This is a genomic window from Luteococcus sp. H91 (genome assembly GCF_038433135.1).
GTDB lineage: Bacteria > Actinomycetota > Actinomycetes > Propionibacteriales > Propionibacteriaceae > Luteococcus.
The window spans coordinates 39185-55323 of sequence record NZ_JBCDMV010000014.1 but is presented as its reverse complement, the minus strand read 5'-3'; the positions used below and the strand labels follow the sequence as shown (position 1 = coordinate 55323).

At 67.6% G+C, this 16139-nt stretch carries 12 protein-coding genes; 4 read left to right on the top strand and 8 right to left on the bottom strand.

Features of this window, described 5'->3' with window-relative positions; all coding sequences use genetic code 11:
• Positions 1 to 2 precede the first annotated feature (2 nt).
• The 3 genes from AAEX57_RS08405 to sppA form a co-directional block, all read right to left on the bottom strand.
• Positions 3 to 1550, bottom strand: coding sequence for a Re/Si-specific NAD(P)(+) transhydrogenase subunit alpha (locus tag AAEX57_RS08405; RefSeq protein ID WP_342091896.1), 1548 nt, complete (start codon positions 1548 to 1550; stop codon positions 3 to 5).
• A gap of 131 nt (positions 1551 to 1681) precedes the next feature.
• Positions 1682 to 2356, bottom strand: a complete 675-nt coding sequence (locus AAEX57_RS08400) for a hypothetical protein (protein WP_342091895.1) — start codon at positions 2354 to 2356, stop codon at positions 1682 to 1684.
• Positions 2357 to 2439: 83 nt separating this feature from the next.
• Positions 2440 to 4185: a signal peptide peptidase SppA gene (gene sppA, locus AAEX57_RS08395; protein ID WP_342091894.1), complete on the bottom strand. Its 1746-nt coding sequence runs from the start codon at positions 4183 to 4185 to the stop codon at positions 2440 to 2442.
• Positions 4186 to 4274: 89 nt separating this feature from the next.
• On the opposite strand from sppA, the gene AAEX57_RS08390 reads away from it, so the two are divergent.
• From AAEX57_RS08390 to AAEX57_RS08380, 3 genes are all read left to right on the top strand, one after another.
• The gene (locus AAEX57_RS08390; protein ID WP_342091893.1) at positions 4275 to 5426 is read left to right on the top strand and encodes a CapA family protein; all 1152 of its coding nucleotides are present in this window, start codon (positions 4275 to 4277) and stop codon (positions 5424 to 5426) included.
• 80 nt (positions 5427 to 5506) lie between these two features.
• Positions 5507 to 6349: a pseudouridine synthase gene (locus tag AAEX57_RS08385; RefSeq protein ID WP_342091972.1), complete on the top strand. Its 843-nt coding sequence runs from the start codon at positions 5507 to 5509 to the stop codon at positions 6347 to 6349.
• Between the two features lie 234 nt (positions 6350 to 6583).
• Positions 6584 to 7429: an endonuclease domain-containing protein gene (locus AAEX57_RS08380; protein ID WP_342091892.1), complete on the top strand. Its 846-nt coding sequence runs from the start codon at positions 6584 to 6586 to the stop codon at positions 7427 to 7429.
• Positions 7430 to 7541: 112 nt separating this feature from the next.
• On the opposite strand, the gene AAEX57_RS08375 is transcribed toward AAEX57_RS08380, so the two are convergent.
• Complete coding sequence (locus tag AAEX57_RS08375; protein ID WP_342091891.1) at positions 7542 to 8870, bottom strand: MFS transporter; 1329 nt, start codon at positions 8868 to 8870, stop codon at positions 7542 to 7544.
• A 39-nt stretch (positions 8871 to 8909) separates the two neighbouring features.
• Positions 8910 to 9815 (bottom strand): EamA family transporter RarD, encoded by a 906-nt coding sequence (gene rarD / locus AAEX57_RS08370; RefSeq protein WP_342091890.1) that lies wholly within the window; start codon positions 9813 to 9815, stop codon positions 8910 to 8912.
• A gap of 71 nt (positions 9816 to 9886) precedes the next feature.
• Between rarD and AAEX57_RS08365 the strand changes: the two genes are divergently transcribed.
• Entirely contained in the window at positions 9887 to 10555 is a 669-nt protein-coding gene (locus AAEX57_RS08365) for an HAD family hydrolase (protein WP_342091889.1), read from the top strand.
• Between the two features lie 15 nt (positions 10556 to 10570).
• Here the strand turns inward: AAEX57_RS08365 and AAEX57_RS08360 are convergent, their stop codons facing one another.
• The 3 genes from AAEX57_RS08360 to AAEX57_RS08350 all read right to left on the bottom strand — a co-directional run bounded on the left by AAEX57_RS08360 (position 10571) and on the right by AAEX57_RS08350 (position 16112).
• Positions 10571 to 11923 (bottom strand): glycoside-pentoside-hexuronide (GPH):cation symporter, encoded by a 1353-nt coding sequence (locus tag AAEX57_RS08360; protein ID WP_342091888.1) that lies wholly within the window; start codon positions 11921 to 11923, stop codon positions 10571 to 10573.
• Between the two features lie 198 nt (positions 11924 to 12121).
• A complete protein-coding gene (gene tkt, locus AAEX57_RS08355) occupies positions 12122 to 14221 on the bottom strand; it encodes a transketolase (protein ID WP_446721123.1) in 2100 nt (699 codons plus the stop codon).
• 133 nt (positions 14222 to 14354) lie between these two features.
• The gene (locus AAEX57_RS08350; RefSeq protein WP_342091887.1) at positions 14355 to 16112 is read right to left on the bottom strand and encodes a ribulokinase; all 1758 of its coding nucleotides are present in this window, start codon (positions 16110 to 16112) and stop codon (positions 14355 to 14357) included.
• Positions 16113 to 16139: the final 27 nt, after the last annotated feature.

Below are 16139 nucleotides of genomic sequence, written 5' to 3'. Positions count from 1 at the left end.
GCTCACGCCTCCTTTCGGAACATCTGGAGCATGCGGTGGGTGACGGTGAAGCCACCGAAGATGTTGATGCTGGCAATCAGCACCGCGATGAAGCTGAGGATCTTCACGGCCCAGTTGTCACTGCCCAACTGGGTGATGGCACCCACCACGATGATGCCGCTGACGGCATTGGTGACGCTCATCAGCGGGGTGTGCAGGGCGTGGGTGACGTTCCAGACCACGTAATAGCCCACCACCACGGCCAGGGCGAAGATGCCGAAGAGCTGGACGAAGCTGTGCGGAGCGACGGTCAGCAGGGCGATCAGCGCCACCGACGCCAGGCCGATGGTCACCACCGGCTGCCACCATGGCTTGGGCGGCTTCGGGGCCTCCACGACCGCAGGCACGGCGGCCGCCGCGGCGGGGGCGGCGACGGGGGCCGCCGAGACCTGGATCGGCGGCGGCGGGAAGGTGATCTCACCATTGCGCACCGTCGTCATGGTGCGCACCACCTCGTCGTCGAAGTCGACCACGAACTGGCCATCCTTGTTCGGGGTCATCAACTTCAGGGCATTGACCAGGTTGGTGCCGTACAGCTGCGAGCTCTGCCCAGGCAGCCGGCTGGCGAGGTCCGTGTAGCCGATGATCGTGACGCCATTGTCCGTCGTGTACTTCTCGCCGGGCCGGGTCAGTTCACAGTTGCCACCGCCGAGGGCCGCCAGGTCAACGATGACCGAGCCGTCCTTCATGCTGGCCACCATCTCGCGGGTGATCAGCTTGGGCGACGGGCGCCCGGGGATCGCCGCGGTGGTGATGATGATGTCGCATTCCTTGCACTGCTCGGCGTACAGCTCGGCGGCGCGGGCCGCGAAGTCGTCGCTGGCCTCCTTGGCGTAGCCGTCGGTGCTGACCTCCTGGGAGGCCCCCCTGACGTGCAGGAAGGTGGCACCCATTGACTCCACCTGCTCGGCGGTCTCGGGGCGCACGTCGGTGGCGCGCACGATGGCGCCCATAGAGTTGGCGGCACCGATCGCGGCCAGGCCGGCGACGCCGGTTCCGGCCACGAGCACCTTGGCCGGCGGCACCTTGCCGGCGGCGGTGACCTGGCCGGTGAAGAAGCGGCCGAAGGCGTGGGAGGCCTCCACCACGGCGCGGTAGCCGGAGATGTTGGCCATGGAGCTCAAGGCGTCGAGCGCCTGGGCACGGCTGGTGCGGGGCACCATGTCCATGCTCATCGCGGTGATTCCCTGCTGTGCCAGACGCTGGGTGAGTGCCTCGTTCTGGCGGGGGAAGAGGAAGGTGATCAGCGTCGCACCGGGACGCATCATGGACAGCTGGGGCTCATCGGGCTCGTTGACACCCAGGACGATGTCGCTGGTCCAGACCGTCTGGGCATCCACTGACTGTGCGCCTGCAGCCTCGAAGGCGGCATCAGTGGCACTGGATCGGTCACCTGCCCCGTGCTCGACGACGACGTCGTAGCCGAGCTTGATCAGGTCCTGGACGGTTCTGGGTGTGGCGGCGGCCCGGTTCTCCCCCGGCTTTGATTCTCGTGGGATACCAATTCGCATGGCACGAATCTAACGGGGGGCTCCGGTCAAATCTTCGGCGGGGTGGCTCTTCGTCAAGAGATCTGCCCGTGAAGGCAAGAGTGGGCCGCGATGCTCCGCTCCCGGAGCTTCGCGGCCCACTGCCCGCCAGCTCAGCGGAGGGTCCTCACCGTCCGCTGCAGGGTGCTGACCATGTCCCGGGTGTCGTAGACGGCCTGCATCTCGCCGAAGCCCATCGTGACCACTTCGACGTGGGTACCGGTGACCGTCACCCCAGTGGTGACGAAACCGCGGTTGCCGGTCTCGCCATCGGTGATGTTGACCGCATTCACGCGGGCCCGCTCCCCACTGCGCAGGGTGATGGTGCGGTTGTACTCGACGTGCTTGAGCAGCAGATCCGGGTTGGAGCGGATCATCCGCTTGCCACAGCCGGGCAGGGCCTTGCCCATGGCGTCGGCGGCGGCGACGGCCTGCTTGTGGGTCTTGAACGACGCGATGCTGGCAGCGGCACGGTTCCCGTCGCGGGTGACGTAGGTGCGGGTCAGGATGGTGTTGGGCTTGAACTTCTTCCAGCCGAACTGCATGCACGGGCTGACCGGGTACTGCCCGTCGCCCCGGTAGGTGGTGGTGGTGCGGAACCCGGCATTGCGGCCGTCCAGCAACAGGTCGTGGTGCCGAGGCAGATCCGCCTTGACCACCGGGGTGGCCTTGCGGGTGTAGGTGGGCGCTGCCGTCGTGGTTGCGGCGTGGCCAGGGCCGGCGGTGAGGGCCAGGCTGCCGCCCGCGAGGGCCAGCGTGGTGATGGTGGCGAGGTGCTTGCGGTTCATGGTCACTCCTGCGTGCCAATCCGGACCGCCCGCCATGGGCGTCCTTCTACTGGAACTACGCAGCACCCCGCCACCCGGTTGCATCAGTGCACGGAGATTCTCGGCACTTCCAGAACCCCAGCACCGGTGGTGAGTCCCAGCCACCCCAGCAGACCGGTGAGCATCGCCTCGGGGCCGGTTGCCAATCCGAACGGCAGGGCCGCGGCGGTGGGCTGCTCGGTGCTCTGCGCGGGCCGGACCCGGTCCAACACCCCGATACCGGCGTGGGCCTTGACCTGCACCTTGGCGCGATCCAGTTGGGCCAGTTCACAAGCCCTTTCAACGGCGAGCTCCAGCCCGCCCAGGTGATCCACCAGACCGCGCTCGTGGGCGTCACGGCCCGTCCACACCCGGCCGCGCGCCAGCGGCTCCAGCTGGGCGTGCTCCATCCCGCGGTCGGCGGCGGCCTTGCGGGTGAAGTCGTCGTAGATCCGATCCAGCCACAGGTTCAGCTTGGCCCATTGCTCGTCGGTGAAATACGAGTCGCTCGCGAGCATCCCGGCATTGCCACCGGAGGTGATCGCCTCATGCACCAGCCCCACCTTGTCGTAGAGCCCCTTGGTCACCAGCTTGCCGGCCAGCACCCCGATGGAGCCGGTCAGGGTCGCGGGCAGGGCGACGATCTCATTGGCGCCCATCGACACGTAGTAGCCGCCCGAAGCCGCATAGGTGCCCATCTGTGCCACCACCGGCCGGCCCGCCTCGCGGGCCTGGTGCACCGCCCGCCAGATGGTGTCCGAGGCGACGGCGGAACCGCCGGGCGAATCCACCCGCAGCACGATCGCCTTCACCTTGTCGTCGCGGCAGGCGGCGCGCAGCTGTTCACAGACCACGTCGGCGCCGGTCTCCGGATCACCCATGCCGGGCGGACGGCCGCGGCCCATCACGATACCGCCCCGCACCGGCACCACCGCGATGGTGGGCTGGCGTCGCTCCGCCAACTGATTGACGGCCTGCCCAGCGGGACCGCCCGGCGTCCAGCGATGCACGAAGCGCAGCTGCTCCGGCTTGAGCTGCTTGCCGTCGCCACCCCACTCGGCCAGCAGGTGGGCCAGCGCCTCGTCGCGGTAGCCGATCCGATCCACCAGGCCCAGCTCGCGGGCGCGCTCGGGGGTCAGCGGGGACTCGTTGACCGCATCCCAGATGGTCTGCACCTCCACCCCGCGACGCTCGGCCACCCGCTCCACGAAGTCATGGGTCAACGAATTCGCGATGACCTGCATCATCTCCCGGTTGGCGTCGGTGACATGGTCGGCGACGAACTGGTCGGCTGCGGTCTTGTACTCATGGCGCTGCCCGAACTGCGGCTCCACCCCCACCTTGGCCAGCATCCCCTTGGCCAGGGTGATCCCCAGGTGGATGCCGCCCATGCCCACCTGGCCCGACGGCTGAAGCCAGATCTGCCGGCAGGAGGTGGCCAGCAGGTAGCTCGCCAGGTCATCGGAGAGCTCCCCCAACGCGGGGGCGAAGGCCAAGGTGAGCTTGTGCTCGCCGAAGGCGAGGATCGCCTCGCCAAGTTCTTGGGCCTGGGCCAGCCCGATCGGGGCGCTGCCGGCATGCAGCACCAGCCCGACGACATCGCCGTCGGTGCGCGCCTCGCGCAGCCGCTCCACCAGCACCTTCAGGGTGGGGGCATTCATCGCCTTCATGGCGGCCCAGGGGGTCTCCGGCGGATTGCTCAGCAGACCACGCCCGAGGTCAATCTCGAGCACAACCTTGCCGCTCGGCACCTTGCCCGCCAGGGGTGTGCGAGCCAGCACGCGATCCATCACCACTGATTTCAGATCCATGGCCCCCACGCTAGAGGCCACCTCCGACATTTTCACGGGAGTCGGCTCTGGGCGGAAGCCCGCACGGTTACGGCCGCTAGATTTACCCTATGCCGCGCCCCCGACTCCTGTTGCCCGCCTGCTGGCTGGCCGCCTGCCTGAGCCTCAGCGCCTGCGGCGGGCCCGGGGCCGCGGCCCCCGCGCCCGGCGGCACCAGCGTCCCGGCCCCCACCCGCAGTTCCGCCCCCGACCCTGACAGCACCGGATCACCGACCCCGGCGCCGGCTCCCTCGTCGGCGACGCCGTCCAGCCCCGGGGCCCCTGTTCCCCTCCCAGCCCGACGCGGCGACGAACTGCTGTTGGCCTTCGCCGGCGACGCCAATGCCTTCAGCCACGCCGCCCGCTCCTCCGAACTGGGCCTGGGCGAGGCCGGGAGGCTGCTGGCCGCCGCCGACTTCAGCATGGTCAACCTGGAGACGGCCCTGGCCGAGGATGCGTCGGGCCTTGGCAAGCAGCCCAAGATGTACACCTTCCTCACCGGCAGCGCCTTCCCGCGGATGTTGCAGCACGAGGGCGTCGACCTGGTCAGCCTGGCCAACAACCACGCGATGGACTACGGCGTCGAGGGAATGCGGCGCACCCTCGCCATCAAGCAGGCCAGCCGGCTGCCGATGATCGGCGTCGGGGCCAGCACGCAGGAGGCCTTCGCCCCGTGGTCCGGTGAGGTCCGCGGCCGACGGGTGATCTCCCTGGTGGGCAACGACATTTTGGAATCCACCATGGACTGGCGGCCCCGGGACGGCAAACCCGGCGTCGCCATGGTCAAGACCGAGGACGGTTTCCAGACGCTGGTGGACGGAGTGACCGCCCAGCGCAAGGCCCATCCGGATGCGGTCATCCTGGTCTTCATGCACTGGGGCATCGATTACCAGGTGTGCACCACCCGACGTCAGGAGTCCATGGCCAAGCGGCTCGCCGAGGCGGGGGCCAGCATCATCGTCGGCACCCACGCCCACCGGGTGCAGCGCTCCGAGACGATCGGGACCACCCTGGTGGCCTACGGCCTGGGCAATTTCAACTTCTACTCCGACCGGGTCAACACCCGGGAGACCGGGGTGCTGACGGTGCATGTCCCCACGCGTGGCGCACCCACCGCCGAGTGGGCCCCCGGCAAGATCATCGCCGGCCGCCCGGTGCTGCTCACCGACGCCGAGGCCGACGCCGCCCGGGAGCGCTGGACAACCCTGCCGGGAGGATGCTGATGCCCCGCGCCCCTTTGCCGGTGCGCCATGGTCTGAATGCCGCCTGGGTGGGCACCCCGCGGGAACACGACTGGGCGACGATGCGGGACTTCCTGGTCTGGAAGATCCCCAGGCTCACCCCGGAGCGGATCGACGAGATGTTCACCGAACAGCGCTTCGTCGACGAGCAGGGAACCCCGCTACCGATCGACGCGCCCTACCGGCACCACGCCTTCATCTTCTTCCACCGGGACCTGCCCGACGAGGCCGAGCCGCCGGGTGAGCTGTTGGTGCTCCACCGCGACGAGCGGATCGTGGTGCTGGACAAGCCGCACTTCACCTCCACCATTCCCCGTGGTCAGCACATCATCCACTCCGCGGTGGTGCGGGCCCGACGCGAGCTGGACCTGCCGGATCTCTCCCCGGCGCACCGGCTGGACCGGGCCACCGCCGGCATCCTGCTGTGCACCACGCAACGCGAACACCGCCGGGCATACCAGACCATGTTCGAGCGGCGGGTGCCGCAGAAGACCTATGAGGCGATCGGCCGCTACCGGCCGGAGCTGGCCTTCCCGCTGGATCTGGAGAGTCATCTGGTGAAGGTCCGCGGGGTGCTGCAGGCCGAGGAAGTGCCCGACCGGACACCCAATGCGCACACCCGGATCGAGCTGCTGGAGCACCGGGAGCACCCCGTACACGGCCCGATCGGGCGCTATCTGGTCAAGCCCACCACCGGGAAGACACACCAGATCCGGCTGCACATGAGCTCGGCCGGGATCCCGATCGTCAACGACCCCTTCTACCCCGAGGTGCTGGAGCGTTCGCTGGACGACTTCACCCTCCCGCTGCAACTGCTCGCCAAGGACCTGCGCTTCACCGACCCGGTGGACGGCACCGAGCGGGTCTTCACCAGCTCCCGTACCCTCGAGGTCTGGGAATCCTGATCAAGAAATAATCGGACAACACTTCGGCCCTCTTCCAAAGATCTGGGCCGCACAAGTTGGCAACCTGGCGGACACAGAAAATGATTGGCACGTTCCAACCCTCAAATTCTTGCCATTTTGGGCAGGCCTTCGGCCCAACTACCAGTTGTCCACAGTTTTCGAGCATCCGAGGAATTGTCCACAGGTCACAAAGTGCCGCTGGCCCGACTGCTCGCGGTCATCCACGCTACCCCCATGCGACTTCGAGATGACTGGCTTGTTGACCAAGGAGGCGTGGTCCCGCGCCCGGTGTTGGAGAGCTGGGGAAATGATCCGGGTGAGATCCGCAAGGCGGTGGACAGCGGTGCCCTGACCCGGGTGCGCCCCGGCTGGTTCGCCACGCCCGCCGCGGATGCCGACGTGGTTCGCGCGGTCAGAGCCGGAACGGCACTGAGTTGCGTCTCGGTGCTGCGCCGCCACCACGTCTGGTCTGTCGACACCCGCACCCATGTGCGCCCCGGACGACGGGGATTGTGCCGCCCATTGTCAGGGGCCAGGATCTGTCCCAAGCCCGGGGACAACACCGCTCCTCATCGCGCGGTGGACGATCTGGACACGGCACTGTTGTGCGCCTCGCAGTGCTGCGCCGATGAAGATCTTCTGGTGCTGCTGGACTCCGTGGTCAATCTGCGGTTGCGCAGCCGCGAAGAGGTCGAGCGGCTGCTGGTGGCTGCACCACGGCGAGTACAGCGAGTGGTGGCCAGGATGGATCTGGCGGAATCCGGCACCGAGACGATGGTGCGCAACCGACTCCGGGCGCACCAGGTCAGGGTTCGCCCGCAGGTGCAGATCGGCGACATTGGCCGGGTTGACCTCTTGGTTGGCACCTCTCTGGTGATCGAGATCGACAGCAAGCAACACCACACCAGCCCGGAGGCCTACGAACGGGACCGCGAGCGTGACCGAAGGCTCCGTGCGCTGGGGTACACCGTCATTCGGCTGACCTACGACCAGGTTCTGTACGGCTGGGCGGCGGTGGAGACCGACATCCTGCACCTGATTGCCCTCAAGGCCCACCTTCGGCGAGTGGAGGCGTCCTGATGCCGCACAAGTTGGCAATCTGGCGGACACAGAAGTTGATTGGCACGTTCCAACCCGCGATTTGTTGCCATCTTGTGCAGACCTTCCCGGGTACTGTCGCCGTGAGCCCAGATCAGTCCCCCTCGGCGGTCGCCTGAGCGGCCCGGACCTCGTCGGTGGTCCAGACCCGCAGCCGCGGCGGCCACCCGGCGCGCAGCCGAACCCGGACCCCGCGGTGCACCATGAACCAGGCGGAGACGCCCAGGAAGGTCAGGCCCGTGGCCAGCGAGCCGGCCCAGATGGTCCAGCGGGGGCCGAAGTAGTCACCGACCCAGCCGATCAGCGGGGCACCCAGTGGGGTGCCGCCCATGAAGATCGCCATGTACAGCGCCATCACCCGGCCGCGCACCTCGGGATCACTGGCCAGCTGCACCGAGGCATTGGCGCAGGTCATCATGGTCAGCGCGCACAGCCCGGTGGGCACCAGCAGCGCGGCGAAGACGACATAGTTCGGGGCAGCCCCCAGCAGCGCGGTGCAGACCGCGAACCCGGCCAGCGCCAGCAGCAGGATCCGTAGCCGTGGGCGCTTACGCCGGGCCGCGATCAGCGCCGCGGCCAGCGTGCCGATCGCCATGATGGAGCCCAGCAGGCCGTACTCGCCGGGCCCCTTGCCGAAGACCTTGGTGGCCATCAGCGCATTGGTGATCTGGAAGTTCATCCCGAAGGTGCCCAGCATGAAGACCATCAGCAGGATCACCATGATGTCCGGCCGTCGCCCCACATAACGCAGCCCCTCCCGCACCGCGCCCTTGCCGTTCTTGCGCATCGGGGCGGGGGTGAGCTCGTCGGGGCGCATCAGGGTGAGCGAGGCCAGGACTGCGGCGAAGCTGAGGCCGTTGACCAGCATCGCGGGCGCGACGCCCCAGACGGCGATCATCAACCCGGCCAGACCGGGGCCGAGCAGCCGCGCGGAGTTGAAGGAGGCGGAATTCAGACCCACCGCATTGGGCACCAGCTCCCGCGGCACCATCTCGCTGACGAAGGCCTGCCGGGTGGGGTTGTCGAAGGAGGTGACCACGCCGGTGAGGAAGGCCAGAACGAAGACGTGCCAGAGCTGCACCCAGCCGGTGACCACCAGCAGGAACATCACCAGGGCATTGAGCGCCAGCAGGCTCTGGCTGGTCATCAGGATCCGCCGCTTGGGGAAGCGGTCCGCGATCGATCCGGCATAGGGTGCCAGGAAGGGGATCGGCAGGAATTGCAGGCCGGTCACCAGCCCCAGCGCCGACGACGAGTGGTCGGTGAGGATGGTGAGCACCAGCCAGTCCTGGGCGACGCGATACATCCAGGTCCCGACATTGCTGACGATCGCGCCGGTGAAGAAGAGCCGGTAGTTGGGCACCCGTAGGCTGGCAAAGGTGCCACCGCGGGCCTCATGCGGGCCGCTTCCTTGTTCAATCATCAACGATCAGCCTAGCTCCGGGGCCAGTCGGGCCTTGGCTCAGCCGGCCAGGCGGCTGGCTCGCTCGCGTCGCGCCACCAGTACCGCCCCACTGAGGTAGACCACCGACCCGATCCAGACCAGCACCAGTCCGGCCCAGAACCGAGGCGAGACGGGCTGGCCGAAGACGAACAGGCCGAGCAGGAACTGCATTGTCGGGGTCATGTACTGCAGGATGCCGAGGGTGCCCAAGGGGATCCCCGGGGCCGCGATGGCAAAGAGCCACAGTGGCACCGCCGTGAGGATTCCAGCCACCATCAGCAGCACCGCCACCCGGCCAGAATGGGGCCACGCGGCCGTTCCCCGGGCAGCACCCCAACCCATCCAGGCCAGGGCCAGCGGGGTGAGTACCGCGGATTCGAGGAAGAGGCCCTGCAGCGCCGACACCTTGACCCGCTTCTTGACCATCCCATAGAAGCCGAAGCTGAAGGCCAGCAGCAGGGAGATCCACACAGTGCGCCAGGCCTGGGAGGCGATCACGCACACCCCCACGGCGGCCAGGGCACAGCCGATCATCCCGGGGCGTCCCATCCGTTCTCCGAAGAAGATCATCCCCAACGCGATGCTGACCAGCGGGTTGGTGAAGTAGCCGAGCGAGGCCTCCACCACGTGATTGGAATTGACCGCCCAGATGTAGGTCAGCCAGTTCACCGCAATCAGTACGGCGGCCAGCACCAGCAGCCGCCAGGTGCCGCTGACCCAGACCTCGCGCAACCATCCCCAGGGCTTGCGTTGCAGGAGGAGCACCAGCGCCACGAAGGCGAGGCTGAAGAGTACCCGGCCGGACAGGATCTCCAGCGAGCCGGCCGGCTTGAGCAGCGGGAAGAAGAGCGGGAATCCACCCCACAGCAGGTAGCACAGGATGCCGGCGAGCAGGCAGGTCTGGCTGGCGGATCTGGTGCGCATCGGGCTCCTACGGGCGTGGTCTGGGGGTGCGGATTGTCCAGTCTGCCGCGCTGGAGGCAACAATGGACTGTATGTCCAGCCAAGCATCCCTGCCCGACGCCGTCATCTTCGACGTCGACGGCACCCTGACCGACACTGAACCAGCCTGGGAACGGGTCCGTGCCGAGCTCGCAGCCACCGACGGCGCCGACTACCGGCCCGAGCACGCGCTCGCGATGATGGGGATGAGCACCCGCGAGTGGAGCACCTACCTCAGTGAGGTCGTCGGGCTGGACGGCACCCCCGAGGAATGTGCCCGTCGCACCATCGACGGGATGCGCAAGCTCTACCACGGTGGGGTCGGCATCCTGCCCGGCGCGCGGGAGGCGGTGCGGGCGATGGCCGAACTGGTTCCGGTGGGGATCGCGTCCTCGTCGCCAGTGGTGCTGATCGAGGCCGCCATCGAGGAACTGGGCATCGGCGACGTCGTCAGCGCGCACGTGTCCACCGAGCAGGTGGAGCGCGGCAAGCCCGCCCCCGACGGTTACCTGCGCTGCTGCGAACTGCTCGGCGTGGACCCGACGCGGTGCCTCGCCATCGAGGACTCCACCGCCGGCATCCGCTCCGCCCTGGCCGCGGGGATGGGCGTCGTCGCCATCCCGCAACCCTTCCACCAGCCCTCCGACGAGTTGTTGGCGCAGTGCACCGTGCTGCAGGACCTGACGCAGCTCACGCCCCAGATGGTGCGTGAGCTGCGCTGACCCATCGGCTCAGCGTCAGGCCTTGACGGCCTCGCGAGCACGCATCTCGGCGACCATGCTGCGCACCTTCTCGTCGGTGAGCGGATAGGTGACGAAGATCAGCAGCCCCACGATGCCGAAGACCACGGGGGCCAGGCCCATCAGGGCCTTGATGGCGGTGATGGCGCTCTCGGGCTGCACCTTGGCGCCCTTGCCGGCAAAGGCACCGGCGGCGAGCACCCAGCCCTGCACGGAGCCGGCCAGGGCCTGGGACATCTTGCGGAAGAAGGAGTAGACGGCGTAGACGGCGCCCTCGGTGCGCTCGCCGGTCTTCCACTCGCCGTAGTCCACGGCGTCGGCCTCGAAGGCGAACAGCAGGCTCATGATCAGGTTCTGCACGAAACCCCACAGGCAGAAGGTGGCCATCACGACGGTCTTGTTGGTCGGCATGAAGAAGATCCACACGCCCAGGGCCATCATGAAGCAGGCGCCCACGATGAAGGTCTTCTTCTTGCCCATGGCGTTGACGCAGGCGGGCACCGCGGGCACGGCCAGCAGCGAACCGATCGAGGAGAGCACCACCATGCTGACCAGGGCGGTGGCGTCCTTGAGCACGAACTGGGCGTAGAAGGCCTGGCTGGCCTGCACCGAGAAGACCCCGGTGAGGAAGATCAGGTTGCTGATGCACAGGATGAGCAGCGGCTTGTTGACCTTGACGACCTTGACGGTCTCGGCGAAGGTGATCGGCTTCTTCTCATGGTGGATCTGCTCCTTGCAGGTGAAGAAGGTGACCAGGTAGAGCAGGAAGCCGATCACGACGAAGAGCAGGGTGATCTTGGTCAGTGAGCCCTGCAGGCCGTGCGGGTCGGTGGCGTACTTCTTGATCTGCGGGCTGACGATCAGGACCAGCAGCAGGGTTCCCAGGATGGGACCGACGCCGCGCCACACGCCCAGCTTGGAACGCTCGATGGTGTCCTGCGTCATGGAGGTGGCCAGCGAACCGTAGGGGATGTTGACCAGTGAGTACAGGGTGCCGAGCAGCATGTAGGTGAGCCAGGCGTAGACATACTTCATGGACATCGAGAAGGACTCGGGGACCGTGAAGAGCAGCACGCTGGACAACAGCAGCGGCAGGCTGGCGAAGAGCAGCCAGGGGCGGAACTTGCCCCAGCGGCTGCGGGTGATGTCCACCATCCGGCCGGCAAAGAGGTCCGCGAAGGCGTCGTAGAAGCGGACGACGAAGAACATGGTGCCGATCGCCGCGGGGTTCAGGCCCACCACGACGGTGTAGTAGAGCATCAGGAACATGCCCTGCATGGAGAAGGCCAGGTTGTTGGCCAGGTCGCCGGCCATGTAGCCGGCGTAGTTCTTGGTGGACAGTTTCTTCATCCGAGGATCTCCTTCCGGCAGCGATGCCGGTCGACAGCCCGTCGTCCTCGACGGTTTTGATGTCTCCATCCTCGGGTGGACACCTGTCGCACACGGTTGCCTTGCCACCAGTTGCGCGGCTGGCAACTCGTGGCAACAACAACTGCGGCCCGCCCCTGATGGGGCGGGCCGCAGTGGCTCCTGGCGTGGGCACTGGGATCAGCCGAGGACCTTCTTGGCGGTCTCGACGACGTTGTCCACGGTGAAGCCGAGCTTCTCGAACATCACATTGCCGCTGGCCGAGGCACCGAAGCCCTCGATCGAGACCGAGGCACCCTCGAATCCGACGTACTTGGCCCAGCCCTGTGCGATGCCGGCCTCGATCGAGACGCGCTTGGTGACGGACTTGGGCAGCACGGACTCCTTGTAGGCGTCGTCCTGCTCGTCGAACCACTCCTGGCAGGGCATGGAGACCACTCGGGTGGCCACGCCCTGCTCCTCCAACACCTGCTGGGCCTCGACGGCCAGGGCCACCTCGGAGCCACTGGCGATCAGGATCAGCTGCGGGGTGCCATTGGCGGCATCCTTCAGCACGTAGGCGCCCTTCAGGGTGCCCTCGGCGGGGGCGAAGGCGCCCTCGCCCCGTTCCACGATCGGCAGGTCCTGCCGGGACAGTGCCAAACCGGTCGGCTGCTCGGTGTGCTGCAGCGCACCCTGCCAGGCGTAGCTGGTCTCATTCGCGTCGGCCGGGCGCACGATCGCCAGGTTGGGGATCGCGCGGTAGGCGGCCAGGTGCTCGATCGGCTGGTGCGTCGGGCCATCCTCGCCGACGCCCACCGAGTCGTGCGTCCAGACGAAGATGCTGGGCAGCCCCATCAGGGCGGCCAGCCGGACCGGCGGGCGCATGTAGTCGGCGAAGACGAAGAAGGTGGCGCCGTAGCAACGGGTCAGCCCGGACAGGTTGATGCCGTTGACGATGCCGCCCATGGCGTGCTCGCGAATGCCGAAGTGCAGCGTGCGGCCGTACGGATTGCCGGTGAACTCCTCGCTGGAGCGCTCCTGGGGCAGGAAGGACGGCTCACCCTTCATGGTGGTGTTGTTGGAGCCGGCCAGGTCGGCCGAGCCACCCCACAGCTCGGGCAGCTGGCTGGCCAGCGCGCTGAGCACCTCGCCGGAGGCCGCGCGGGTCGCCTTCTTGCCGGGCTCGAAGACCGGGAACTCGATTCCCTCGGGCAGTTTGCGCTCGGCGACGCGATCCAGCAGGGCCGCCTTGTCCGGGTTGGCGCTGCGCCAGGCCTCGAACTTGGCATTCCACTCGTCGCGCAGCTGCTTGCCGCGCTGGGCGGCATTCGTGCGGGCGTGGTCGACGGCCGCCTGGTCGACGGCGAAGGGCTCGTCGGGGAAGTTGAGTTCCTGCTTCAGCGCGCTGATCTCCTCGGCGCCGATCTTGGCACCGTGCACCGAGTGCTTGCCCTGCTTGGTGGGCAGCGGCCAGCCGATCACGGTGGTCAGCTTGATGAACGACGGCTTGTCGGTGACCGCCTGGGCGGCCTCGATCGCGGCGTACAGCTCCTCGATCTTCTCCTCATAGGTGGTGCCGCCATTGGTGAAGTCGACGTGCTGCACATGCCAGCCGTAGGCCTCGTAGCGCGCCGCCACGTCCTCGCTGAAGGCGATCTTGGTGTCACCCTCGATGGAGATCCGGTTGTCGTCGTAGAACAGGATCAGGTTGCCCAGGTTCTGCGTCGCGGCCAGCGAGGAGGCCTCGCTGGAGACGCCCTCCTGCATGCAGCCGTCACCGGCGATGGCGTAGACGAAGCGGTCGAAGGGGCTCTGGCCCGGGGCAGCGTCGGGATCGAACAGGCCACGCTCCTTGCGGGCCGCCATCGCCATGCCAACGGCCATCGAGACGCCGGCGCCCAGCGGGCCGGTGGTGGCCTCGATGAACTTGGTGTGATGGTACTCGGGGTGGCCGGGGGTCTTGGAGGCCCAGGTGCGCAGCTGCTTGAGATCGTCCAGCTCCAGGTCACAGCCGGCCAGGTAGAGCTGGGTGTACTGGGTCAGCGACGAGTGCCCGGCGCTCAACACGAAACGGTCGCGGCCCAGCCAGAGGGAATCGGTGGGGTCGGTCTTCATCACCTTGGCGTACAGCAGGTAGGCCAGAGGGGCCAGCGAGATGGCGGTACCGGGGTGACCGTTGCCAACCTTCTCGACGGCGTCAGCGGCCAGGATGCGGGCGGTGTCCACCGCGCGTGCGTCCTGCTCGGTCCAGTTCAGGGAGTTGTTCACAATTGCCTCTCGTGCGTCAGTGCTGTCCATAGACGTTCTGGTATCGATCGTAGAGCCGCCGGAGGGGTGCTGGCTCCATGGTCTGGATGGTTGCGCCGACGGCCGAACCCGGCCGGGCGGGCAAGGCCCCGCGGAGGACGGCCGTCGGCGACGTGCTTCGGATTCAGGCCACCGGGAAGTAGTCCTTGCCGCCCTCGGCGATCTGCTCGTGCGAGGTGTCCAACTCGGTGTAGCGCCCCTCGGAGCGGGCGGCGCGCCGCTGCACGCCGTCGCGACGCAGGTCCTTGAGCCGGTACATCATGCTGCTGCCGCCCTTGCCGAAGACGTCGTGCAGCAGGCTGTACTCGTAGTAGAGCTTGTCGTACAGCGCGCTGGCCTCGGGGTTGGGGACGTAGGCGTTCTGCTGGCGGCTGCCCATCGCCATCGTCGCGGCCTTCACATCCGGATAGACCCCCGCGGCGACGGCGGCGAAGACGGCCGAGCCCAGGGCACCGGGCTGGGCGGTCAGCCCTACCGAGATCGGCACCTTGCACACGTCGGCGTACATCTGCATCAGGAACTTGTTCTTGATCAGGCCACCGGCGGCGACGATCTCGGTGATCTCCACCCCATTCTTGCGGAAGGTGTCCAGGATGGTGCGGGTACCGAAGGCGGTGGCCTCCAGCAGTGCGCGGTAGGTGTCCTCCGGCCGCGTGCCCAGCGTCTGGCCGATGATCAGTGCCGACAGGTTGGCGTCGTTGAGGATCGAGCGGTTGCCGTTGTGCCAGTCCAGGGCGATCAGACCGTGCTCGCCGATCTCCTGGTCGGCCGCCAGCCGGGTCAGCCAGTCGTGGATGCTGACGCCGGCCTCGTCGGCCGCCCGGCGGTAACGCTCGTTGACGCAGTTGTTGACGAACCAGGCGAAGATGTCACCCACGGCGGTCTGGCCGCACTCGAAGGCCCACAGGCCGTCGACGATGCCGCCATCGACGGCGCCGAACATGCCCGGAACCTCCTTGAGCTGTTCCCCGAGCGCGATCTGCACGCTGGAGGTACCCATGATGGCCGTCATCTGTCCCGCTTCGACGGCCTGCACCGCCGCGGCTGTGACGTGGGCGTCGATGTTGCCGATGCAGACGCTGATCCCCTCCGGCAAGCCCATCCAGCCGGCGGCCGTGGCGTTCAACTTGCCGGTTTCGGAGCCCAGCGGCAGCACCTCGCCGCGCTGCTTCTCCTCGAAGGCGCCGCCGAAATCGGGGTTGACGGCCTCCAGGAATTCCCGACTCGGGTAGGACCCGTCCTGGTAGTTGCGCTTGTAACCCGAGGATCCCGCCGCAAAGTTCAACGTGCCGGTCATCTGCCAGGTGATCCAGTCCATCGCCTCACAGAAGACGTCGGTGGCCGCGTAGACCTCCGGATCCTTCTCGAGCGTCTCCAGGATCTTGGGCATCAGCATCTCGGAGCTCAGTGTGCCTCCGTAGCGGGACAGCCAGGTCTCGCCGCGCTGCTTGGCCACCTCCACGATCCGCTCCGCCTGGGCGACGCCGCCGTGGTGCTTCCACAGCTTGACGTAGGCGTGCGGACGGTTGGTGAACTCGGGCAGTTCACACAGCGGGGTGCCGTCGGCCTTGGCCGCGACGACGGTGGCCGAGGTGAAGTCGATCCCGATGCCGACGATCTGCGCCGGGTCCACGCCGGAGGCCTTGACCGCCTCGGGCACGGCGGTCTGCAAGACCTCGATGTAGTCGGCGGGCACCTGCAGCGCGAAATCCGGCGGCAATGCCTGGCCGTCACCGGCCGTCAGCGCCCGATCCATCACCTGGTGGCCGTACTCCTTGACGCCGTGGCCCAGCTCCTGACCGTCGGCGACGCTGACCACGGCCGCGCGGCCGCTCAGTGTGCCGAAGTCGATGCCGACCACGTACTTGGCACTGGTGCTCATGTCTTCTCCTGTGAAGTGTGCGGATGG